We start from the raw sequence: 22,703 nt of genomic DNA on the forward strand, positions 1-22,703 counted from the left end.
CTAGTTTTTCTATATGTCTGTCTCTGATTGCTAGAGTGTTTGTATGAGCAAATCGGATCGTGACGAACAGATCGGGCGGAGCCTTGTCGGGATCAGGGGCGACATGTCGCAGGCGGATCTCGCCCTGCGGATGCGCGAACGGGGCTACAAGTGGAGCGCGTCGACGGTATGGGCCATCGAGAAGGGCGACCGTCCGCTCAAGCTCACGGAGGCCGTCGACGTGCTCGAGATCCTGGGCATCGACTTGCATCCCGGCCTTGACGAGCTGCTCAACGCGTCCGGGCCTCGGACCGAGATCATCCGCGACCGCATCCGTCAGATGGACGCGAGCCGCAGGACCGTCTCGGAGGCGCTGCCCGCCCTGGCCGACGACGCGGTGCATCTGGCGACCTATGCGGCGGGCCTGCGCGAGCAGCTCGAGGAGCCGGGATCCCGGTACCTGCTGGAGGCGACGTGCGATGCACTGGAGTTTGCCGGCGTCGGCAATCTCGGCGCGATCGCGGATCATCTGCGCACCGCGGTCGACCATGCGGGAGGCCCCGAATGGGTCGAGCACTCCCGGCCGTTCAGCACATTCCTGTTCGGCGACGAGAGCGAGATCAACCAGGCGCGCGAATCCCTTGGCCTTGAGCCGCACGGCGGGGTGTGACGCGTTCATGATTCGCCTCCGGCTTTGACCGGGGAGATCAGCTCGAAGAGCGCATCCACGCCGTATCCGAGGTGTTGGACGACTCGCACCGCCTCGTCCAGCCGCAGGTTGCGCTGCCCGGTCTCGATGGCCCACACCGTGGACGCACTCCATTTGTAGCCGTCCCGGCGCATCATCTGCGCAAGCTGCGCCTGAGTGCACACCGGGTCGCGCAGACGCAGCAGGTTCGCGCCGATCGCCGTCACGGAGACATCGCAGTCACCATCGGCGAGCGCCACGGAGCGCCTCACCCCCACCACGTCCCGCAGCCCGGCCAGGTCCCGGTCCAGATCAACCACAAGCCGGCGCAGATCATCCATCGCGGGCTCGCTCATCGCTCCACCTCCCCACCGGCGAGCGCGGCTGCCCTGGTGAGGGTTTCCGCGGGGTTGATGTCGAGTGCCACGCATGTGTTGACGTAGTCGTCGAGACTCATGCTGCGGGCGCGGAATCGGCTGGCGACGGTTTGCCGGGTGATGCCGAGTTTGCTGGCGAGGTTTTCTCGGGTGATGCCTTTGGCTGCGGTCATGCGTTCGAGGTATTCGATGGCGATCTGCGAAACGCTTGCGTTAGTGGTTTCTAACATACCCTCAATGTTAGAGTGTTCTAACATTTTGTCAATCGCCGTAGCCATACGCGTGTTAGAAGACTTTGACATGTGTACGATTCCTCCTATGAACAGACCCGCAAGCCGCTGGAACGACCTCGATAGAGAAGCCATGAGAATCGTCTTCGAAGAATGGAACGCCAACCATAAGGAAACGTCACTGCGAGCCGCATCGCGCGCCATCGGGGTAAGCGCGCCAAGACTCATGGACCTCAGGGACGGAGCGCACGGCAAACCCACGCTCGACGAATACTGCAATCTGTGCAGACTGTTCGGGCTCGATCCCGGACGCACACTCAACGAAGCGCTGGCCAACATCACCTGACCCACCGCCACGTCCCGCAGCCCGGCCAGATCCCGGTCCAGATCAACCACAAGCCGGCGCAGATTGTCTATCGCAGACCCATCCATCACTCACCATCCTTGCCAGCGAGCGCGGAGGCGTGGAATTGAGGAGGGAGGAAGGATGACGGCGGTTCTCCGATCGCTTCGGAGATGGCGAGGATGTCGTCAAGATCAAAGCTGCGATATCCCTTGAGTTTGCTGTTGAGACTGCTATAAGGCATGCCCGACTTCTCCGACACGGCACGCTTGGTCATGCCCCTGTCGCGAATTAATTTCTCAATTCGTAGACCTATCCACGTCCGTAGTTCTGTAGTGCTCATATGAGCAACGTTAATCGACGGATAGAGATTCGTCAATTGGCGTGTTGCTCAAATGAAGATCGAAGTACCCGTAATGTAGATTGCACATATGCAAATAAGGAAATATACTGACCATATGAGTAATTCAAAGAATCGAGGCCAAAGGTTTTCTCAGCTAATCGGGCTAGAGCTAAAGGCGAGTTTCGTTCGATTGCAGATTTCGCAATCTCAGGTCGCCGACCGGTTGGGGCATTCTCGATCTGGCTATTCGAAATGGATTAACGCAAAGCCCTCGATGCCGATTGAGGCCTTGCTTAATACATGCGAGTTCATTGGCGTAGACCCCAGAGCGGTTATTGACAGCGCTTATCGTCGACTTATCGAAGAAATGGGCGAGGTCGCCAATTCACCAGATGCCGATGATGCTCGCGTCAAGGAGACATCGTCTCGCACCAGCACACCTTCGCAGACGAAAACAATATGAGAAGTATCTCCATACACGACATGCAAGAGATCGACAAAGACTGCGACGAAGCCGCATAACACTGGACGCCAGACTCAAACAGCAGTGTCGATAGCCGACCCCTGGCAGGTTTTACGGACTTACTCTGTAGAATATCTATATATCCTTTATCGGGTTTCAGGGAGCAGTGCGCCCCCTTCAATGCAGAGAGGCACGGGAGAGATCATGAGTCTCGGGAATACAAATGCAGCACCGGTCAATCGGGCGATGATGCCGCTGACGGTGGAGGGACACAACGCTTCGGTGTCATTTGATGGAGAGAACCTGACCATCATTCGAGGAGGCATCCCCCAACAGTATCCCTGGAAAGCGATCTCCGGCATTGAGATCATCAACCCATCCCCCGAGCATGAAGGAGTGCTGGTCTTCCTCGTGCAACAGCCTGACGGGCGCATTACGACGATGCCGAACAATCCGCAGGAGGCCGCAGTCAGCCCGTGGTGCATCTTCTTCACTGACGACCAGAACGATTCCATCTACCGTTTTGCAGAGCAGACAAAGGACGAGATCGGACGACGGAAAGCCTCCGAACAGCATCCGGGTCAGGTGCGGCCCGTGAAGACGCCCGTCTACAAGCTTTGGTGGTTCTGGGTGCTGGTCGTGCTGGGACTGTTTTTCCTCAGTGCCATGATCTCCTCCGTGGATAATTCCGGATCCTCTGCATCGAATTCCTCGTCGTCGTCCTCGGCACCGTCCCCATCCGCGAGCGCGAGTTCGTCATCCCCTGCGAAGAAGGCGCGGGAGTTGACGGGCATCGAGGTCTCGTATGCGGGGAGCATGGCGGATGGTACGCAGATCGATGATCAGAATTCGGGGATTCTTGTTCGTGCCAAGTATGACGATGGGTCCTCCGAGAAGGTGACTGGGTGGAGGGTGCAGAATCCCGGTGCGATCAATTACAACGGCGAGGCCGCGTTCGTCATCGAGTATGAGGGGCAGACGGCCGAGTTGAAGCTGACTGCGGATCCGCCGACCGAGTACAAGAACGCTTTGGTGCAGGCGAACCAGTATTCGTCCATGATGCATATGTCGAAGAAGGGTATCTATGATCAGCTGACGTCCGAGTATGGGGAGCAGTTCCCTGCCGATGCCGCGCAGTGGGCGGTTGATCACATGCATGCCGATTGGAATGCGAATGCGTTGGAGACCGCTAAGAGGTACAGGGATCAGCTGCATATGTCGACCGAGGCGATCAGGGATCAGCTGACGTCCCCCTATGGGGAGCAGTTCACTCAGGACGAGGCGAATTACGCCATAGAACACCTCAATGACTGACATCCATATATGACGCAATTGCCCCGGTCGCTCATCGCGAGCGCCGGGGCAATTGCGTTAAGGGATCGATGCTTCCTCCTCTTCCGAAACGTCTGTAAATCGCGGGACAAGTTTGGCCCGTTTCAGTCTTGCCTCACAGAATCCATCCGCCATTCCTTCTTCTTGCAGACCATCTGCCCAGAGGTCTAGATATCGGAAGGGGACACCCAGTTCGTTTGCTATTTGGAAACTATCTACGACAACTTCAGTCGGCGAGACAATTCTGCCATATGCTTGTCCGAGCATTTGCTTGAACAATATCGGAGACTCCACCGCGACGCCTACCGGCTCGTTTTTCTTCCAGCCCCTTGCACTCAGCTGCACCTGCAATGATCTGGTACGTTGCGCATCGATGATGCCCAATGCGGATGCCCTCATGATCAAAGCTGAAATAGCCATACCCCAGCCAGCTTTCGCATGGAAAAATATGCTCATGCTTGAAGTGGGGGAAAAAATGGATCTGGCATCTTTTTCGGGCATCAGAAAAGCGCCGGCAAACCGATGGGCCTCATTCTCCATCTGTTGACGGGTAGACGGTCTCCTGTGTTTGTGAAGAATCATGTGGCCGAGTTCGTGGGCTTTGGTAAAGCGAAGTCGGTCACCCGTGTTGGCTCTCCCCAGATATCCGATAACCGGGATTTCCGTTTTCAGATTTGGGTCGCTGACCCCTTCGCTGGTCGTCTTGTATCCAGACTCCTCCCCCGCGCTGTGCATGGGAAGCACCACAATTCCAACGCGTTCCAAAGCTCTTGTCACATTAGGGACCGGCCCCGTTTCTTGAAGCCCCAGGTATTTCCTGGCTTTCTGGGCAAGGCGGTTTATCTCGTCGATCCCCAGCTGCCCGGACTCGCGCGGGGAGATTTCATCGATCCATTGCAGGCGTGATTTCATTCCGAGTTTTTCTGCAACACGATGCACGGCGCCGACCATAAGCTCATACTCTGCGGATACCGCGCTGATCTCGCGCACCAAGGTCTTCGAAGTGCGGCGATAAGTGAGTTCGGTAGGCGGCGTGGGAATATCGGACATTACGAAGAAGGACACCGGATAATCAATATAAGTGGCCAGCTTGTATGCATCGTTCTCCGTAAAGGGGATAATCCTATTCTGGATTTTGCTGAGCTTCGACGCCGATATCCCCATACCCATTACTAGCTCAGCTTGTGTTTTTTTCTCCAACCTGCGCATGAGGGCAATCCTATCGGGATTGTATTCAGCCATGGCCGGCGTCCTTTCATAATTCAGGAGGATGCGACGTCCCCCGTCGTATCAATTATGTCTATGTCGTTCATTTTTTTTCGTTCCGAACGAGTATGCTCGTCATCGATCAGATCCGGTAGTAGAATTTCGTTTTCAGGAACGGCTTCGTATTTTATCTTGCCCTGATCCTCTCGACTGCCCAAAAGGGTAATTTCGAGACATGCTTTTCGTCTCTTGGCATCAACAGGCTTATAGATCGTGACGTACATGCGCCCGTTGTCCCATCTCCAAATTGCCTGAAGATGGACCCGGGAGAGATCTGGCACCAACTCACCGTCATTGCCGATATTCCATTGGATCTGATCTGCCGGCAGACATTCACTCTGAATGTAGCGAGCATGCGCCGCATGGGTATGAGCAGGAGCGGGCAGTCCACCAGTGCGGTAATCCGCAGGATGCATTTCAAGTCCCAGCTGAGTAAGGTCATCCATCATATGCGTGTAACACGAGTCGACGATCCGCCAAGGGTTATCGAGCTGCTGTTCTTCCCATTGATTGCGAGTCCTCATATTGACGAACTCGGAACGCTTGCGCTTTCGCTGGGCCGGGTTCAATGGGGAGTGCCCCTCGGAATCTATGACACTTGCGTAACTATCTTCCAGCAGCGGGATCAACGGAGATAGCTCCAGAATTCGATCAGCAATCAAAGCGCGTTCATCCATGTTCTTCAGGTGTTCACAGGAACCGTTCATTGCCTCCCCTATATCAATTATGGAAATTCTTACACCCTAAAGTTACATCCCGAGGCACCTGGAAGTCAACCACGCCTCGAAAAACGGTACCCGATTTTTAGTCAATACTGGTTGACTTGATAAGTAAACAGATGTAGACTATAACTATGAAGAGGAAAGAACTCGAAAAGCGGATCCGTGATATAGCCAAGGCAAGTGGGCTTACGCCGGTTTGGACCGAAGGCGGCAACCACAGCAAAGTGACCGTCGGCAAAGCGAAGACCGTCGTACCCCGTCATGGCGAGATCAACGAGCTCACCGCCAATGGCATCATCCAATACATAGAAAGGAACGCGAAATGAATACAGGCACCGTCACCGCCGTCTGCACCCGCAGCGGCGGCTGGTGGGCCGTGGAAGTCCCTGAGATTCCAGGTCTATTCACCCAGGCGCGTCGTCTCGACCAGGTCGAGGATATGGTACGAGACGCGGCGAAAATGCTGGACTCCAAAGTGGATGCCGTCCACATCGAGCCCAAACTGGACGCCGAAACCTCGTGCATGGTAGAGGAGCTATTCGCCAAACGTGACGCAGCCCGCAAGGCGCAGGAGGAGGCGTCACGCATCGCCAGAAGCACCGTGACCGCGCTGCGAAACGAGGGCCTTACCGTCCGAGACGTCGCAGCCGTCACCGGAGTCAGCCCCCAGCGCGTCAGCGCCCTGCAACAAGCTTGATCAATGAAAACAGGCCCCGTGCCCCGTATAACGGGCACGGGGCCTTCCGTCAATCGATGAGTTCGGCAGTAACAAATTCGAGGGCAGGATCGTCGTCGATGACAATGACGGCAGCCGCATCCTCGGGGACGTCGTCGGGAATCGGAGACGGGCTGGTTTGAGCGAAGCGGCCGTTCATGGCGTTATCCATGAGGACGCCAAGGGTGCCGGGTGACCAGTGAGTGTAGCGTCGGTTGGTTTCCTTGTTGACGTGGCCGAGCATTTCCATACGGGCGCCTTCATCGACTCCGGCCTCGGCGAGGCGAGTCTCCGCCCAGTGTCGAGCGGAGTGGAGCTTGACATGCGGCAGTCCGGCCGCGTCGAGCATGGCGGTCCAGCGTCGGTGTTCGATCGCCCAGTAGATGGGGCGGCCCTTGTTGGTGAAGATGAGGTCTCGCGGTCCGATGCCGTGTTTGGCGATGCGTGCCTGCAGTCGGTTCCAGAGGTCCCATGATATGGGGGTGAACCGGTTGGATTTCCTGGTCTTGAGTGGGGCGATCCAGAATTTGTCGCCGATCCGTTCGACGTTGTACCAGTTGGGAACGGACATGTCCTCGTTGTGGCGCATGAGCTGTTGCTGGATGTGGATGCCCGGCTGTCCGTCGCGGATCTCCAGCTCGTAGGGCATGAGCGCCCAGCGTTCGCCGTTGCGCATGCCTGTGGAGAAGGCGATCTCGAAGTCGAGCAGCCACATCTCCACGTCGTCGTCGCTGGTGAAGCTGCGGGGGTTCATGGTTTGGCCGTGCATGGCGGTCGCGTCGAGAAGCCGCTGTGGATCATCGGGGCCGAGGATCCGCACCTCGGGGGCCTCCACGCGCGGCGGCTTCACCTTGCGGCATGGGTTGGATTCGATCAGGCCCTCCCGTTCGGCGTCGTCGAGTGCCTGGGAGAGTCGCTGGTATCTGGCCAGCACCGTCTGGCTGGTGCTGTCCTTCGACATGGCCGCGAGCATCCGTCGGATGTGCTGCGGAGTCAGTTCGCCGAGCCGGATCCGTCCTATGCTGTCCCGAACCGATTGGATGCGGCAGTTGTATCCATACCATGTGCGGGGACGAACACGAGTCTTCATGTCATCGACCCACTGTGCGAGGTAGTCGTCCACGAGCATGTGCGAGGATGCCGGAATGTCGAGATGGCTGGTACGCCGGTATTCGTCGAGTTTGCGTTCGAACCGTTCCCGTGCGGCGGACTTGGTCTGCCCGGTCGCCTCGATGTAGCGTCGGCGTCCGGTTACTGGATCCGGGTCGATCTCACGGCGGAAGCGCCAGCGCCCTCGGGAATCCTGGAAGACGCTGCCCGCGCCCTTGGTTCGTCTGCCTCCGTTTTTCATAGAGCATCCCTCCTTGTGGAGTACACTCTATTTCCCACTCTATGCGTGTGTACACTGCCGTTTTCTGCCGTATTTCTCGCACGAATATTACGAACCTGACAGACGCCAAAAACGCCTACTGGGGGCTTGCGAGCGCTGGAATTTCAATCATGTGCCGCGTATGCGCAATCGTAATCGATGCATATCGGCCATATACCCAACATTAGTAGTCACGTCCGCTGTCGCCTGTATTTCGGGTGCCTTTTCGCCGGATTGCGTCAAGGCCAGTCCATCGGATGCCGTCATGCTCCTAATCGGAGCCATGTCGTTATGGCGTACATCCCAAACGGAAAGCCGGCTCGAACACTGCAAATGCCTCGAAAGCAACATGATCCCCGTCCATGCAATGGACGAGGATCATGCGTCATTCCTCAGATCGTTCCAAGCGGCACTCGATCTGGGGAAGGGAACGAAATCAGTACACGGTAAGTCCGTGGCTTTCGAACTGCTTGACCACGCGTGCACGAAGCTTGGCAGACGGGCCCTTGGCATCCTCAAGAGGATAGGGAATGCGCAACTCATGCCACTTGGGTCGACCCAGCTGATGGAAGCCGAGCACATCGACGTGCTCGAGCGCGTCACCGAACGAAGCGCAGATCTTCGCCACATTCTCGACGTTGTCTTCAGAATCGGTCAGGCCGGGCACCAGCACGAAACGCACCCACATCTTGACGCCACGTTCCGCAAGACGATGTCCAAAATCGATGGTCGGCTGAAGAATGCCGCCGGTGACCTTCTTGTAGGTCGCCTCATCGCCGGATTTGACATCCAACAAGCAGAGATCAATGTCATCCAGCTGTTCGTCGGTGTAGCTCGCACCGAGGAATCCAGACGTGTCAAGGCAGGTGTGTACGCCCATTTCCTTGGCGGCACGGAATACACGGGAGACAAATGCCGGCTGCATCATGGATTCACCACCGGAAAATGTGATACCACCCCCGGTCGCCTTGAACAGATCGGCATAACGACTGATCTTCTTGACCATGGCGTCGAAGTACACAGGCTTACCGTCACGCATCTTCCACGTATCCGGATTCTGGCAATACTGGCAACGCAACGGACAACCACTCATGAACACAGTCATGCGAGTTCCCGGACCGTCAACGGAAGTATTGATATCCCATGAATGAACGAATCCGATGTCTCCTGATTTCAATGCGTGAATGCGGTCACGTCGATCGAGGCCGATCGGCGATTCGAATCCGGAGAGGCCCCCCATCAATGTTTGGCTGGCATAGTCCTTGTTGGACTTAAGCATATGCGGATTGGTGGTTTTAAACTGCACGTTCTCAGACATCGGCGTCCTCTTTTCTACGACAAAATGGGGGCGGGACATTTACGTGCCCCGCCCCCGGCATATCACCGCTCACACGGTGCTGATCGGACTAGCGATCAGTCGGTGACGGCTCCCTGGTGGAAGGTACGGGAGATGACGTCGAGCTGCTGCTCCTTGGTAAGCTTCACGAAGTTCACAGCGTAGCCAGAGACACGCACGGTCAGGTGCGGGTACTTTTCGGGGTGCTCAACGGCGTCCTCCATGGTCTCCTTGCGCAGAACGTTGATGTTCGCGTGGTAGAGGCCGTGGCCGTTACCGGCATCCAGGATGCCGACCAGGTTGTTGATGCGCTCTTCCTCGTTGCGGCCAAGACCGTCAGGGGTGATGGTGTTGGTCAGCGAGATGCCATCGAGAGCATCGTTGTAGTCGATCTTGCCGACGGAGAACATGGACGGCAGCATGCCGTGGGAGTCCATGCCGTTCTCCGGGTTGGCGCCCGGAGCGTACGGGGTGCCCTTCTTGTGGCCGGACGGGAAGGAACCGGTGTTCTTGCCGTACTCCACGTTGGAGGTGATCGTCAGGATGGACTGGGTCGGGACGGCACCACGGTACACGGGGAGGCGCTTGACCTGGCCCATGACGGTGGACACAACCCACTTGGCGATGTCGTCGGCGCGGTCGTCGTCGTTACCGTAGATCGGGAACTCGCCCTCGGTGCGGTAGCCGACCACCAGATCGTCATCGGCGCCCTCGACGTACTCGTACTCGTGGCCTTCGAGGTTCTTGGCGTCCTTGTTGTAGATCGGGTACACCTTGGCGTACTTGATGGCAGCCAGGGAGTCGGCGGCGATGGACAGACCGGACATACCGCAACCAAGGGTACGGTACACTTCCTTGTCGTGCAGAGCCATCTCGATGGACTCGTAGGCGTACTTATCGTGCATGTAGTGAATGATGTTCAGAGCCTGCACGTAGGTCTCGGACAGCCACTCAAGAGCCTTCTCGTAGTTGTTCTTGACCTTGGCGTAATCCAGAGTGCCGTCGGCTTCCGGAGCGATCGGATCGATGACGCCCTTGTCGATGACCTGCATGCCGGTCATCTCGTCGCGGCCACCGTTGATCGCGTACAGCAGAGCCTTGGCGGAGTTCACACGAGCGGCGAAGAACTGCATCTGCTTGCCGACACGCATCGGGGACACGCAGCAGGCGATGGCGGCATCGTCGCCCCAGTGACCACGAATTTCCTTGTCGGACTCGTACTGGATGGCGGAGGTGTCGATGGAGATCTTGGCGCAGAAGCGCTTGTAGCCTTCCGGCAGCTTCGGATCCCAGAAGATGGTGATGTTCGGCTCAGGGCCAGGTCCGAGGTGCTCGAGAGTCAGGGTGGCGAGCAGACGGAAGGAGGTCTTGGTGACCATGGCGCGGCCGTCGTCGGCGAAGCCGGCGTCAGACCAGGTGGCCCAGTACGGATCACCGGAGAAGATGTTGTCGTAATCCTTGGTGCGCAGGAAGCGGACGATACGCAGCTTCATCACGATGTTGTCGATGATCTCCTGAGCATCGGTCTCGGTGATGAGGCCGGCCTTCAGATCGCGCTCGAAGTAGCAATCGAAGAAGGCGGAGTTACGGCCGAAGGACATGGCGGCGCCGTCCTGGCTCTTGATGGAGGCGAGGTAGCCCATGTAGGTCCACTGCACGGCCTCGTGAGCGTTCTGAGCCGGGCGGGACAGGTCCAGACCGTACTCGTTACCGAGGTTGATCAGCTGCTTGAGGGCCTTGATCTGCTCGTCGTGCTCCTCGCGGAAGCGGATCCAGTGCTCGATCTCGGTCTCGGTGAAGTCGTTGCGGTAAGGAATGGAGTCCTTATCCTTCTTCTTCTGCTCGATCAGGTAGTTCACACCGTACAGGGCAACACGACGGTAGTCGCCGATGATGCGGCCACGGCCGTAGGCGTCCGGCAGACCGGTGAGGATCTTGTTGTGGCGGGCAACCTTGATCTGCTTGGTGTACACGCCGAAGACGCCGTCGTTGTGGGTCTTGCGGTACTTGGTGAAGATCTTCTTGATCTCCGGATCAGGCTCCTTGCCGGCTTCCTTGATGGCCTGCTCGACCATACGCCAACCACCGTTCGGCATCATGGCGCGCTTGCAGGGGACGTCGGTCTGCAGACCAACGATCACGTTGTCGACCTCAGGGCTGTCGATGTAGCCTGCCGGGAAAGCGTCGATGCCGGCAGGAGTGTGGGTGTCCACGTCGTAGACGCGCTGCTTGCGCTCCACGGCGAGGTAGTTGTCGTCGAGGTACTTCCACAGATGCTTGGTCTTGTCGGTGGCGTCGGCCAGGAAGGACTCGTCGCCCTCGTAGGGGGTGAAGTTCTTCTGGATGAAGTCACGGACATCGATTTCGTTCTGCCAGTCGCCGCCGTTGAAGCCGGCCCAAGCCTTGGCCTGGAGGTCTTCGGCAGAAACCTTGGTGGCATCTACTGCTGTCATATTCGCTCCTTGTTGAGGATTTGCAACGTCGCGTCATCACTCCGTTGTCACTGACTATTCTATGCGGCCTATGACCCGGAAAATAGCCGTTTACGCGTGACGTTCCTCACATTTCACAAGGCTTTCCCTTGCCTTTATGAGACAGCTCACAAAACGCGTGTGAGCCGCTTCACAGCTCTCTGTAAGGCGGCTCACACGCACTCCATCAGACTCGCTTTAGAGAGTGATCAGGACTGCTTCAGGTCAAGCGCTCAGCGCCATCCACGATCCTGTTCCTCCCACTTGCGGTTGCGTTCCTCGACGATCTTCCACGCGTTCAGCGCGTCCTCTTCGGTGTCATACGGTCCCATACGCTCCGATATCGGGGACTTCGGACCGAGTTCGGCCTGTTCCGTACGCGTGTTGAAATACCACTTCTTGTCATTCGATGCCATGGGTTCCGTTCCTTTCCGATTCCCTATTATTCACTCCTATTCGCGAAAACGACTGGTGATGGGCAGACGACGATCGCGTCCGAACGCCAGGGACGTCACCTTCGGACCCAGAGGATACTGGCGTCGCTTCCACTCGGCACGGTCCACCAGACGCATGACGGTATCCACGGTCTTCTCGTCGAATCCGTCGTCCAGCAGATCGGCACGCCCATGAGCATGCTCAATGTATGCGGCGAGCACCTTATCGAGCAGATCGTACTCAGGCAGGGAATCCGAATCCTTCTGTCCGGGACGCAGCTCGGCGCTCGGCGGCTTGACGATGGAATTGACGGGGATGATCTCATCCACCTGAGTTCCAGGGTCCCCCGCCTCATTGCCGACCAGATGCAGTCCTCCGATGCCGATCCCCTGTTTGGCGGCCTTGTTGCGCCAGCGTGCGAGCTGCCAGACACGGGTTTTGAGCAGATCCTTGATCGGAGCGTATCCACCGACGGCGTCGCCGTAGATCGTGGAGTATCCGCACGCCAGTTCGCTCTTGTTGCCGGTCGCCAGGGCAAGCAGCCCCTTCTCGTTCGAGTACGCCATGACGATGACGCCTCGAATGCGGGCCTGAAGGTTCTCCGCGGCGACGCCGTCGAGATCGAGTTGATCCTGATAGGCGTTGAACAGTGGTTCAATGGGTTGGATATCGTAATGGGCTCCGATGTTGTCGGCCAGATCGGCGGCATCATCCTTGGACCCATCCGAGGAGTACATGCTCGGCATGGAAACGCCCCACACGTTCTCCCCTCCGCACGCATCCGCCGCCATGGCAGCCACCAATGCGGAGTCGATGCCACCAGAAAGTCCTAGTACCACGCCATGGAAGCCGTTCTTGACCATGTAATCCCTCAGACCCAGTACGCAGGCGGTATACACCTCCTCGTCCGGATCCAGCACATCGGCGATGGTGGACACCAGTCCATCGTGATCATCGGACTCAGGCAGTGTCCAGAAGCTCAGGTCCTCCATGAATTGCGGAGACCGCTCCAGCATCGTGCCATCCCGATCAATGACGAAGCTGGCCCCGTCGAACACCAGATCGTCCTGTCCTCCCACCTGATTGAGGTAGATCAGCGGGGCGCCGACCTCATGGGCGCGCCGCTGGGCGATGTCCACGCGAAGGTGTCCCTTCCCCTCCTCATACGGGGAACCGTTGATCGTCAGCAGAACATCGATATGCTCCCCAGCGAGTTCGGCAACAGGGCCGCCATCCTGCCAGATGTCCTCGCAGATGGCCACGCCGATACGGCGATCGTTCACTTCGAACACCAGGGAATGCGTGCCCGGAGTGAAGATACGGAACTCATCGAACACGCCGTAATTGGGCAGGAAGTGCTTGTCGTACCCGGCCCATACCACGCCCCGGTGCAGCACCACAAGACGATTCTGCGGCAGCAGTGCGCTACGTTCGGTTCCCACGGTTCCCGCCACCACATACAGTTCGCCCATGCCCTCGTCGGCAAGCTGCTCGGCTAGACGGTCGGCCCTGTCCCAGGCCGCCTTGCGGAATGTGGCACGGAATGCCAGATCCTCGATGGGGTATCCGGTCAACGTCATCTCGGGGAACACCACCACATCGGCGTGTTCGGCCGCAGCACGACGGGAATAGTCGAGTACTTTCGAGGCATTGCCGTCGAGGTCCCCCACGCAGGTATCAATCTGGGCCAGTGCAAAACGAATCTCACTCATAGCCAATATCCTAGCCTCCCAGTGCTCCCGCGACGTGTCCCGACGGGAGCGTCCCATACACATGACAGACTTTAGGGTATGACTACAGCAATCATGCATACCTCCGAAGGCGATATCCGTATCGATCTGTTCGACGATCTCGCCCCCGAAACCGTGAAGAACTTCGTTGGCCTAGCCTCGGGCGACAAGGAGTGGATCGATCCGCTTACCGGTGCGCCCAGCCACGATCCGTTCTACAACGGTCTGACCTTCCACCGCATCATCAAGGATTTCATGATTCAGGGTGGATGCCCGCTGGGTACCGGTACCGGCGGCCCCGGCTACATGTTCGACGATGAGATCGTTCCCGATCTGAAGTTCGATAAGCCGTACCTGCTGGCCATGGCGAACGCCGGTCTGCGCCGCGGTTCCGACGGACGGATCCATGGCACGAACGGATCCCAGTTCTTCATCACCACGGTCCCCACCCCGTGGCTTGACGGCCATCACACCATCTTCGGCGAGGTCTCCGACGAGGAGTCCCGCAAGGTGGTGGACAAGCTCGAAGGCGTTCCCACCGACGCGGGTGACAGGCCGCTTGATCCGGTGATCATCGAGACGATCGAGATCCAGTAGCCGATCCGCCATCGTCATATCAACTTTTTCATCGCCGACTGATCGCCAACGTCAGGAAATCAGTGCGCACGATATGACCGGATTCGACATTCCCCAAGGACCCGATGCGACAGCGCGTCGGGTCCTTTTGTACGCCGGACGACAGAAACGTCAGGCGGAACGGCATACAGGTCAACGGAATTGAACATCATATAAATAATTCCAATCGAAAAGTCGTCATGCCGTTCCCCGGACTCCTTTATAGTAGGGTTCCGTCGCAAATACCATGAGAGGAAGGAAGAGCACATCATGGTCAAGAGGAACGCTATCGTCAGCACGGCACTCGCCATCACCACCATCGCCGCACTCGCGTTGAGCGGCTGCGGAAGCTCGTCGGGCAGCTCGTCGTCCGAGGACGATAAGACCATCACCGTGGCGGCAAGCCCCACCCCGCACGCCGAAATCCTCAACAATGCGGTGAAGCCGATCCTCGAAAAGGACGGCTACAAGCTCGAAGTGAAGGAATTCACCGACTACGTGCAGCCGAACACCGCCACCGAAGAGGGCGAGGTCGACGCCAACTACTTCCAGCACAAGCCGTACCTCGACGACTTCAACAAGGAGAAGGGCACGCATCTCGTGTCCGTCGAGACCGTGCACTTCGAGCCCTTCGGCCTGTACCCGGGCAAGACCAAGAGCCTTGACGCCCTGCAGGACGGAGCTACCGTCGCCGTGCCGAACGATGCCACCAATGAGGCACGCGCCCTCCTGCTGCTGCAGGACGCCGGTCTGATCAAGCTCAAGGACGCCAACGACATCACCGCCACTCCGAAGGACATCACCGAAAACCCGAAGAACCTGCAGTTCAAGGAGCTCGAAGCGGCCGTGGTGCCGACGGTGATCAACGATGTGGACATCGCCGCACTGAATGGCAACTACGCCATTCAGGCGAAGTTCGACCCGAGCAAGGACGCCCTGGCCAGCGAGAAGGCCGATGGCCTTGCCGCCAAGACCTACGCCAACATTCTGGTGGTCAAGCAGGGCAACGAGAACACCGAGAAGACCAAGGAACTCAAGAAGGCGCTGAACTCCGACGAGGTGCGCGACTACATCAACAAGAACTACAAGGGCGCGGTGCTGCCGGTCTTCTGACGGCATTCGGACAGTCCTCATTCCATTTCCGGTCCGACCTCCCCCTCGGGAAGGTCGGACCTTCACGCTTTGATTGGACGATATGATTCAGCTCGAGCATCTATACAAAAGCTATGACGAGGGGCCCGAATCCCACGAGGTCCTGCATGACATCAATCTCAGCATCCGCCCCGGCGAAGTGTTTGGCATCCTCGGATCCTCCGGTGCCGGCAAGTCCACGCTCGTACGATGCATCAACCTTCTGGAACGTCCCACCAAGGGCAAGGTGATCATCGACGGCAAGGACGTCACCGACGCGACCGGCAAGAAGCTGTCAGCACTGCGCTCCTCGATCGGCATGATCTTCCAGAACTTCAGCCTGTTCCAGCAGCGCACGGTGCTCCGCAATGTCACATTCCCCTTGGAACTCAACCGCACTCCCCGTGAGGAGCGTGAGCAGCGCGCCCGCCGTCTGCTGACTCTGGTCGGACTTGAGGAGTACGCCGACCGCTACCCCAGCCAGCTCTCCGGCGGACAGCAGCAGCGTGTGGCCATTGCGCGTGCACTGGCCAACAATCCGCGGATCATGCTGTGTGACGAGGCCACCAGCGCCCTTGACACCACCACGACCGTGCAGATCCTTGATCTGCTTCGCCGCATCAATCGCGAACTCGACGTGACCATGGTCGTGATCACCCACTCGCTGGCCGTGGCACGCAACATCTGTGACCGCGTGGCCATGATCGACGGCGGCGACATCGTCGAAATGGGACCGACCGAAGAGCTGTTCTCCGACCCGCACAGCGACATCCTCAAGGCGCTGATCGCCAGCGATGGAGCGCAGAACCGTCGCGACACGAATACGACGGACTCCACCACGGAAGAGGAGAAGTGACAATGGGACAGATCGTGCAGGAGTTCATCGCCGAATATGGCGAACTGCTGGTGCAGGGAACATGGGACACCATCGTGATGACCAGCGTCTCCACGCTGATCGCCTATGTGATTGGCGTGCCGATTGGCGTGCTGCTCACCATCAGCGGACCCACCGCGCTCAGGCCGCATCGTGTGCTTCATTCCGTGCTGGGCTGGATCGTGAATATCGGCAGGTCCATTCCCTTCATCATTCTGCTCGTGGCATTGATCCCGCTTACCCGTCTGATCGTGGGTACGTCACTGGGCGTAGAGGGTGCCATCGTACCGTTGATCGTTTCAGCGGCGCCGTTCGTCGGCCGTATGGTCGAGCAGTCGTTGGCCGAAGTGGATGAGAGTCTGGTCGAAGCCGCGCAGAGCTTTGGCGCCAACACCTGGCAGATCGTCACCAAGGTGCTGCTGTTCGAGAGCCTGCCGTCGCTGGTACGTGGCGCTACGATCACGTTCATCAACCTGTTCGGATATTCCGCCATGGCGGGCACGGTTGGAGCCGGCGGCCTGGGCGATATCGCCATCCGATACGGCTACCAGCGCTACCAGGATGACGTGATGATCGTCTCCGTGGTATTGTGCGTGATCCTTGTGCAGATCTTCCAGTCCCTGGGCAATGTGATCGCACGCAAGATCGACCATCACGGTCGCTGAGTGATGCATGCCGGCTGATATGCCGGCAAAAAGAGAAAGGCCGCTATGCCGTCGAATTATGACGGCATAGCGGCCTTTCTCGTGGTATCAGGAAGACAAGCCTGTCACCTGTCGGAGCCGACTCAGCGCCTCACCTGATTGTGCAACGGCGCGCCGGTCGTATAGTTGGCGATGTTGTCACGGGCGATGGCGATGATCCGGTCGACGGTGGCGCGCAGATGATTGCCACCGGCGACGTGCGGAGTGATCAGGCAGCGTGGGTGGGACCACAACGGGCTGTCCGTCGGCAACGGTTCAGGTTCGGTGACGTCCAGACCCGCTCCGCGTAACCCGTCGAGATTGGCGAGTAGCGCATCCGGATCGATGGCGTCTCCCCTACCGGCGTTCAGTACGATTGCTCCCGGCTTCAGCAATGCCAGACGACGGGCATCGAGAAGATGATGCGTGTCCGGCGCCGATGGCACGATAAGCGCCACGACGTCGGCGTGAGGCAGCAGCTCATCCAGCTCATCGAATCCGTGCATGGATTCGATGCCGTCGGCGTTCTTGTTTGGATTGCGACGTACGCCCACGGTATGTGCCCCGACGCCATGGCACATCGTGGCGAAGTGGGAACCGATGTCTCCGGTTCCGATGACCAGAACCGTGGCCCCGAACGGTGAAGAGGCCGCTCCCATATCATGCCATTCGTTCCGTGATTGATTATCCCGATATGAGGGCAGGTTCTTCATCAGGGCCCACATCATGGCAAACAGGTGTTCGGATACGCTCTGTCCGTAAGCGCCGCTGGCATTGGTCACCATTACCGACGGGTCAAGCACTCCGGGGGCGAGGTAGGCGTCCACACCGGCGCTCCAGGTCTGCAGCCAGCGCAGATGCGGATACCGGGTGATCTGCGATGGCGGAACATTGCCGATGACGGCGGTGGCACGCCGGGCAACGTCCTCGGGAACATGCACCGACCACGTCATGGTATTCCGCTCCGTCGGATCGCCGACGAACACCTGCTCAACACCGTTTGCCGCCATCATGAATTCGCGGCGCTCGCCGTCGTCCAATGGGAGGCAGTTGACGATGACTTCGTTGTCCTTGTTCACAGTGGTCATATTGCCCTTCCTTGTGTCATGAATCATCGATTCGAATGTTTCGATATGACCTCACGGTAATACACCGTTAGTGTATCGATACACCAACCAGTAGTCATGATACGACGGATACTTCAGCGACGCAACGAATCAACAAAATCCCCCACACGTGCCAAACCTTCACGCAACGCATCGCGGGATGCCGCATAGGACAGCCTGACATGCGTATCCGCGGTCTTCACGGCGAAGTCGCGTCCTGGGGTAAGGGCCACATACCGCTCCTCCAGCAGTCGGCTACAGAACGTCCATGCATCCAGACCCGTGGACGCAACACTGAAGTACGCGTAGAAGGCACCGTTGGGCTCGACCTCCACCGGCAATCCGATCCGCTTCAGCCCCTCGATGACCAGCGATCGGCGTTTGCGGAATTCGTCACGACGATGATCGCACTCCGCATACGCCTCGGGTGTAAAGCAGGCCAAAGCGGCCCACTGTACCGGGGTCGGCGCACAGAGCAATGTATTCATGGCCAGATTATCCACCGCTCCGAGCAGGCACTCAGGCAGCACCATCCACCCCAGTCGCCAGCCGGTCATGCCGAAGTATTTCGAAAAACTGTTGACGGTGATGGCATCGGGATCGCATTCCAAGGCCGAACGCACCTGCGATCCGTCGGATTCGACATCGGCGAGATCGAGATAGGTCTCGTCGATGATACGCCACGCCCCATGGTCTCGCGCATAGCTACAGATATTCCGAAGCATTGTGAATGGGATACAGGTACCGGTCGGGTTCGACGGGGACGTGATCATCACCGCCTTGGTTCGTTCGGTCCACGCGGACGACACGGAATCCGGACTGAGATGGTATCGGCTGGCGGCGTCGGTCGGCACATTGATCACAGTCCCGCCGAACATGTTCACCAGTTCGCGATTGCAAGGATAGGAAGGGTCGGCGGCAAGCACCTCGTCACCGGGATCGATGGTGGCGGCTATGGCCAGCATCAGCGCTTCGGATCCTCCGCAGGTTATGGCGATGCGCTTCGGATCGACGTCAAGTCCGTGCCGCTGTCGATAGAACTCACTGATCGCCTCCCGCAGCGGGGTGATGCCAAGCGAGGCGGTATACGGCAACGGCCGGCCATCCATCTGCTCGATCATGGCGCGACGGACCACGGCAGGTGCGCCGAAGTCCGGCTCCCCCAGCCCGAGCTTGATGACGTCATGCCCCTGCGCGATCAGCTCATCGGCACGCGCTCCGAAGGCCATGGCCCGGAACGGCTCCGATTCCCTCGCTCGTTTCGACATCCTCGGCGACCCCATGGCCATGGTTGCATCTCCTTTCCGCGTCATGCGTCCGCACAACGTTGTGCCCCTAATATATACAGATGGTAAGGGCCGGCGACCCATGTGCGGTCGCCGGCCCTTACCGGATTCTCATATCATCGCATTGGAACGCCGATCGTCAACAACGATTGGCGTTCCAATGCACGGATGGATCAACGGGTGTAATCCATATCCTTGCTTTCCTTGATGAGGAACAGCGCGATCAGGGCGATCACCGCCATGACGGCAAGGTACCAGCCCACGGACATGATGCCGTACTTTTCAACCAGCCACGTGGCCAGCGACGGAGCGAAGGCTCCACCGAAGATCGCGGCGAGGTTGTAGGACAGGCCGGCACCGGAGTAGCGGACGTTCGTCGGGAACAGCTCGGGCAGATAGGCGCCAGAGGGACCGAACAGTCCGCCCATGAGCACGAAGCCGAGGCACAGGAACAGCATGATGGATGCGACATTGTGCTGCAGCAACGCGGGAGCGAAGAAGCTGAAGACCACGGTGACCGCCGTGGTGGCGATCAGCACCTTCTTGCGTCCGGCCTTGTCGGCCCACAGGCATCCGACAACGATGAATGCGGCGAAGAAGAACACGGAGACCATCTGCATGGCAAGATACTCAGGCTGCTTGAATCCAAGGTTGGCGACGCCGTAGCTCAGCGACCAAGTGCCCAGTGTGTAGAACAGCGTGTAGGTGATACCCATGGCGAGAGTGCCGAGCACGACCTGCTTCCAGTACGGCACGAGCGAGCGTAGCGGGTGGCGGACGATACGCTTTTCCTCGGCTGCCTTGCGGAACACGGGGGTTTCGCTCATGCGGGCGCGCACGTAGAGTCCGACGATGACGAGGATGGCGGAGAGCAGGAAGGGGATGCGCCAGCCGAATGCGATCATCTGGGCCTTGCTCAGGTGGGTGGTGAGCAGCAGGTTGATGCCGTATGCGCAGAAGAAGCCGATCGGGGCGCCGAGGTTCGGGAAGGAGCCGTAGAGGGCGCGCTTGTCGGCGGGGGCGTTTTCGGTGGCCACGAGGGCGGCACCGGACCATTCTCCGGCGAGGCCGACGCCCTGGCATGCGCGGCAGAGGCACAGGATGACGACGGCCCATGCGCCGATCTGCTCATAGCCGGGCAGCAGGCCGACGACGAAGGTGGAGATGCCCATGGTCAGCAGGGCGATCACGAGTGTTTTCTTGCGGCCCATTCTGTCGCCGAAGTGTCCGAAGAGCATGGAGCCGAAGGGGCGGGCAAGGAAAGAGACGGCAAAGGTGACGAAGGACATCAGGGTTGCCAGCGCGGGGTTGGATTTGGCGACCGTGGTGAAGAAGATGGTGCCGAAGTAGCTGGCGGCTGCGATGGAATAGCAGTAGTTGTCGTAGAATTCGATGGCTGTGCCGACCATGGATGCGGCGATGATCTCGGCGACGGAGTCTTTCTTGACCGTCTTTGCGCCGCTTAGCGATGCTGTTGTGGTGGACATATCGCTGTTCCTCTCATATGTCTCAATACGCGCCGCGCGTCAATCGTGACCGGCTGGCCATGTTCGGGCCGTGCCAAGTCAACGCTTGGCAACGGCGCGAAGGTTGATCATTTCCCCCTCTTAGGGAATCGCTTCACATTGTTGTCGGATTGGCGTGTCCCCTGTGTTTTATTCCGGATATTGGACAGTTTTTCTCGTACTGTGATACGTCGCACATTATGGCCGTCACGGTTTCAGCCGACCGGAGAGGCACGGCCGGTTCCAGTCAGCTCAGTCGGAATGGCGATCATCCTGCGGATGCTGTCGCGACTGTCGCTCGTTCTGTTCCGTCCCATCGCGGAGGATTTCGCGGATGCGCTGCAGTCGGGGTCCGATCTCCCGCTCATATCCCCTGTCGTTCGGATGGTAGTATTCCCTGCCCACGAGCTCGTCCGGCATGTACTGCTGGGCGGCAATGGCCCCGGGCGCGTCATGCGCGTACTGGTAGCCCTCGTGGTTGCCCCATTGCTTCATGAGCTTGGTCGGGGCGTTGCGCAGATGCAGCGGAACCGGGCCGGACAGGCCGGCGTCCACGTCGGCGAGCGCGGCGTTGATGGCGTTGTAGCTGGCGTTGGATTTGGGGGCTGTGGCGACGGCTATGACGGCTTCGGAAAGGATGATGCGGGCTTCGGGCATGCCGACGAGGGCCACGGCCTGTGCTGCGGCGACGGTGGTTTGGAGTATTTGGGGCGCGGCCATGCCGACTTCTTCCGCTGAGGCGATGATGATGCGTCGGGCGATGAAACGTGGGTCCTCTCCGGCACGGAGCATGCGGGCAAGGTAGTGGAGTGCGGCGTCAACGTCGGATCCGCGCATGGATTTGATGAAGGCGCTGGCGACGTCGTAGTGGTCGTCGCCGTTTTTGTCGTATCGGATGGTGGCGCGGTCCATGACGCTGGCGACGATGTCTGGGGTGATGGTGGGGATGGTGTCGTCGGTGTCGCTTGTGCTGCGTTGCGGGATGGCTCCGGCTGCGGCTTCGAGGATGGTGAGGGTTTTGCGGGCGTCTCCGCCGGCCATGCGGATGATGTCGTCTATGGCTTGTGGGGTGGCGGTGACCTGGTTGTTGAGTCCGTGCGGGCTGGTGAGCGCGCGTTGGATGAGCGTGGTGAGGTCGTGACTGTCGAGTGGGTTGAGTTTGACGACGACGGATCGGGACAGGAGTGGGGAGATGATGGAGAAGCTGGGGTTTTCCGTGGTGGCGGCGATGAAGGTGATGTCTCGGTTTTCGACGCTGGGCAGGAGTGCGTCCTGCTGGGTTTTGGAGAATCGGTGGACTTCGTCGATGAAGAGTACGGTTTCCTGGCCGCTGGTGACGAGTCGTTCGTGGGCGCGGGTGAGGACGGCGCGGATGTCTTTGACGCCGGAGGTTACGGCGGAGAGTTCTTCGAAGGCGCGGTCGGATTGGCGGGCGACGATGTAGGCGAGGGTGGTTTTGCCGACGCCGGGGGGTCCGAAGAGGATGATGGCGCTGGGGGCGGTGAGGGATCGGCGGCTGGAGGGTGATGCGAGGCGGCGCAGCGGTGAGCCTTTGCCAAGAATGCGCTGCTGTCCGACCACGTCGTCGAGGTTGGTGGGGCGCATGCGTACGGCGAGCGGGCGTGTAGGTTCCTGTGTGGCGTCGGCGGCGCCAAAGAGATCTTCCGGCATGGGTCCCAGTGTAGCCCACGGCTTCGAACGCGT

24 protein-coding genes are annotated in these 22,703 nt (G+C 58.9%); 10 read left to right on the forward strand and 14 right to left on the reverse strand.

What is annotated here, in order from left to right; all coding sequences use genetic code 11:
* The first annotated feature begins 43 nt into the window (after positions 1-43).
* Positions 44-649, forward strand: a complete 606-nt coding sequence (locus EP30_RS01155; RefSeq protein WP_140555443.1) for a helix-turn-helix transcriptional regulator — start codon at positions 44-46, stop codon at positions 647-649.
* A gap of 5 nt (positions 650-654) precedes the next feature.
* Here the strand turns inward: EP30_RS01155 and EP30_RS01160 are convergent, their stop codons facing one another.
* Positions 655-1,023, reverse strand: a complete 369-nt coding sequence (locus EP30_RS01160; RefSeq protein ID WP_140555445.1) for a helix-turn-helix transcriptional regulator — start codon at positions 1,021-1,023, stop codon at positions 655-657.
* Positions 1,020-1,274, reverse strand: coding sequence for a helix-turn-helix transcriptional regulator (locus EP30_RS10825; protein WP_181160730.1), 255 nt, complete (start codon positions 1,272-1,274; stop codon positions 1,020-1,022). Before EP30_RS10825 ends, EP30_RS01160 begins: the two co-directional genes overlap by 4 nt.
* Before the next feature lie 133 nt (positions 1,275-1,407).
* Here EP30_RS10825 and EP30_RS10830 point away from each other — a divergent pair, with 133 nt between their 5' ends.
* Positions 1,408-1,620: a hypothetical protein gene (locus tag EP30_RS10830; protein ID WP_181160731.1), complete on the forward strand. Its 213-nt coding sequence runs from the start codon at positions 1,408-1,410 to the stop codon at positions 1,618-1,620.
* A gap of 85 nt (positions 1,621-1,705) precedes the next feature.
* Here the strand turns inward: EP30_RS10830 and EP30_RS01170 are convergent, their stop codons facing one another.
* Entirely contained in the window at positions 1,706-1,960 is a 255-nt protein-coding gene (locus tag EP30_RS01170; RefSeq protein ID WP_140555451.1) for a helix-turn-helix transcriptional regulator, read from the reverse strand.
* A gap of 115 nt (positions 1,961-2,075) precedes the next feature.
* Here EP30_RS01170 and EP30_RS01175 point away from each other — a divergent pair, with 115 nt between their 5' ends.
* Entirely contained in the window at positions 2,076-2,423 is a 348-nt protein-coding gene (locus EP30_RS01175; RefSeq protein WP_181160732.1) for a helix-turn-helix transcriptional regulator, read from the forward strand.
* A gap of 204 nt (positions 2,424-2,627) precedes the next feature.
* Positions 2,628-3,737 carry an Ltp family lipoprotein gene (locus tag EP30_RS10980; protein WP_219846783.1) on the forward strand — a complete coding sequence of 370 codons (1,110 nt, stop codon included), beginning with the start codon at positions 2,628-2,630 and terminating at the stop codon, positions 3,735-3,737.
* Positions 3,738-3,794: 57 nt separating this feature from the next.
* Here the strand turns inward: EP30_RS10980 and EP30_RS01185 are convergent, their stop codons facing one another.
* Positions 3,795-4,997, reverse strand: coding sequence for an XRE family transcriptional regulator (locus tag EP30_RS01185; RefSeq protein WP_140555455.1), 1,203 nt, complete (start codon positions 4,995-4,997; stop codon positions 3,795-3,797).
* A gap of 20 nt (positions 4,998-5,017) precedes the next feature.
* The gene (locus tag EP30_RS01190) at positions 5,018-5,728 is read right to left on the reverse strand and encodes a hypothetical protein (protein WP_140555458.1); all 711 of its coding nucleotides are present in this window, start codon (positions 5,726-5,728) and stop codon (positions 5,018-5,020) included.
* Between the two features lie 146 nt (positions 5,729-5,874).
* On the opposite strand from EP30_RS01190, the gene EP30_RS01195 reads away from it, so the two are divergent.
* On the forward strand, positions 5,875-6,069 hold the full coding sequence (locus EP30_RS01195) for a hypothetical protein (protein ID WP_140555460.1): 195 nt from the start codon (positions 5,875-5,877) through the stop codon (positions 6,067-6,069).
* Entirely contained in the window at positions 6,066-6,440 is a 375-nt protein-coding gene (locus tag EP30_RS01200) for a type II toxin-antitoxin system HicB family antitoxin (RefSeq protein ID WP_140555462.1), read from the forward strand. The genes EP30_RS01195 and EP30_RS01200 overlap by 4 nt, the downstream gene beginning before the upstream one ends.
* Positions 6,441-6,489: 49 nt before the next feature.
* Here EP30_RS01200 and EP30_RS01205 read toward each other — a convergent pair whose 3' ends face one another.
* From EP30_RS01205 to EP30_RS01225, 5 genes are all read right to left on the reverse strand, one after another.
* A complete protein-coding gene (locus tag EP30_RS01205; protein ID WP_140555464.1) occupies positions 6,490-7,809 on the reverse strand; it encodes a tyrosine-type recombinase/integrase in 1,320 nt (439 codons plus the stop codon).
* A gap of 454 nt (positions 7,810-8,263) precedes the next feature.
* The gene (pflA, locus tag EP30_RS01210) at positions 8,264-9,145 is read right to left on the reverse strand and encodes a pyruvate formate-lyase-activating protein (protein WP_094665173.1); all 882 of its coding nucleotides are present in this window, start codon (positions 9,143-9,145) and stop codon (positions 8,264-8,266) included.
* Positions 9,146-9,240: 95 nt separating this feature from the next.
* Positions 9,241-11,616 carry a formate C-acetyltransferase gene (gene pflB / locus EP30_RS01215; protein ID WP_094665171.1) on the reverse strand — a complete coding sequence of 792 codons (2,376 nt, stop codon included), beginning with the start codon at positions 11,614-11,616 and terminating at the stop codon, positions 9,241-9,243.
* A gap of 251 nt (positions 11,617-11,867) precedes the next feature.
* A complete protein-coding gene (locus EP30_RS01220) occupies positions 11,868-12,050 on the reverse strand; it encodes a hypothetical protein (protein ID WP_094665169.1) in 183 nt (60 codons plus the stop codon).
* 36 nt (positions 12,051-12,086) lie between these two features.
* The gene (locus EP30_RS01225) at positions 12,087-13,781 is read right to left on the reverse strand and encodes an NAD+ synthase (protein ID WP_140555466.1); all 1,695 of its coding nucleotides are present in this window, start codon (positions 13,779-13,781) and stop codon (positions 12,087-12,089) included.
* Positions 13,782-13,859: 78 nt separating this feature from the next.
* Here EP30_RS01225 and EP30_RS01230 point away from each other — a divergent pair, with 78 nt between their 5' ends.
* The 4 genes from EP30_RS01230 (at position 13,860) to EP30_RS01245 (ending at position 17,084) form a co-directional block, all read left to right on the forward strand.
* The gene (locus tag EP30_RS01230; RefSeq protein WP_094665165.1) at positions 13,860-14,396 is read left to right on the forward strand and encodes a peptidylprolyl isomerase; all 537 of its coding nucleotides are present in this window, start codon (positions 13,860-13,862) and stop codon (positions 14,394-14,396) included.
* A gap of 288 nt (positions 14,397-14,684) precedes the next feature.
* Positions 14,685-15,527 carry a MetQ/NlpA family ABC transporter substrate-binding protein gene (locus EP30_RS01235; RefSeq protein WP_140555468.1) on the forward strand — a complete coding sequence of 281 codons (843 nt, stop codon included), beginning with the start codon at positions 14,685-14,687 and terminating at the stop codon, positions 15,525-15,527.
* Positions 15,528-15,609: 82 nt separating this feature from the next.
* Positions 15,610-16,401 (forward strand): methionine ABC transporter ATP-binding protein, encoded by a 792-nt coding sequence (locus EP30_RS01240; RefSeq protein ID WP_094665161.1) that lies wholly within the window; start codon positions 15,610-15,612, stop codon positions 16,399-16,401.
* A gap of 2 nt (positions 16,402-16,403) precedes the next feature.
* Positions 16,404-17,084, forward strand: a complete 681-nt coding sequence (locus EP30_RS01245; protein WP_094665159.1) for a methionine ABC transporter permease — start codon at positions 16,404-16,406, stop codon at positions 17,082-17,084.
* A 122-nt stretch (positions 17,085-17,206) separates the two neighbouring features.
* Here EP30_RS01245 and EP30_RS01250 read toward each other — a convergent pair whose 3' ends face one another.
* The 4 genes from EP30_RS01250 to EP30_RS01265 all read right to left on the reverse strand — a co-directional run bounded on the left by EP30_RS01250 (position 17,207) and on the right by EP30_RS01265 (position 22,670).
* Positions 17,207-18,190 carry a D-2-hydroxyacid dehydrogenase gene (locus tag EP30_RS01250; RefSeq protein WP_094665157.1) on the reverse strand — a complete coding sequence of 328 codons (984 nt, stop codon included), beginning with the start codon at positions 18,188-18,190 and terminating at the stop codon, positions 17,207-17,209.
* Positions 18,191-18,303: 113 nt separating this feature from the next.
* Positions 18,304-19,497: a pyridoxal phosphate-dependent aminotransferase gene (locus EP30_RS01255; RefSeq protein ID WP_094665155.1), complete on the reverse strand. Its 1,194-nt coding sequence runs from the start codon at positions 19,495-19,497 to the stop codon at positions 18,304-18,306.
* A 170-nt stretch (positions 19,498-19,667) separates the two neighbouring features.
* A complete protein-coding gene (locus EP30_RS01260; RefSeq protein ID WP_094665153.1) occupies positions 19,668-20,981 on the reverse strand; it encodes an MFS transporter in 1,314 nt (437 codons plus the stop codon).
* Positions 20,982-21,251: 270 nt separating this feature from the next.
* Positions 21,252-22,670: a replication-associated recombination protein A gene (locus tag EP30_RS01265; RefSeq protein WP_094665151.1), complete on the reverse strand. Its 1,419-nt coding sequence runs from the start codon at positions 22,668-22,670 to the stop codon at positions 21,252-21,254.
* Between the last annotated feature and the right edge of the window lie 33 nt (positions 22,671-22,703).

This window comes from Bifidobacterium sp. UTCIF-39 (assembly GCF_006408715.1).
GTDB classification, from domain to species: domain Bacteria; phylum Actinomycetota; class Actinomycetes; order Actinomycetales; family Bifidobacteriaceae; genus Galliscardovia; species Galliscardovia tissieri.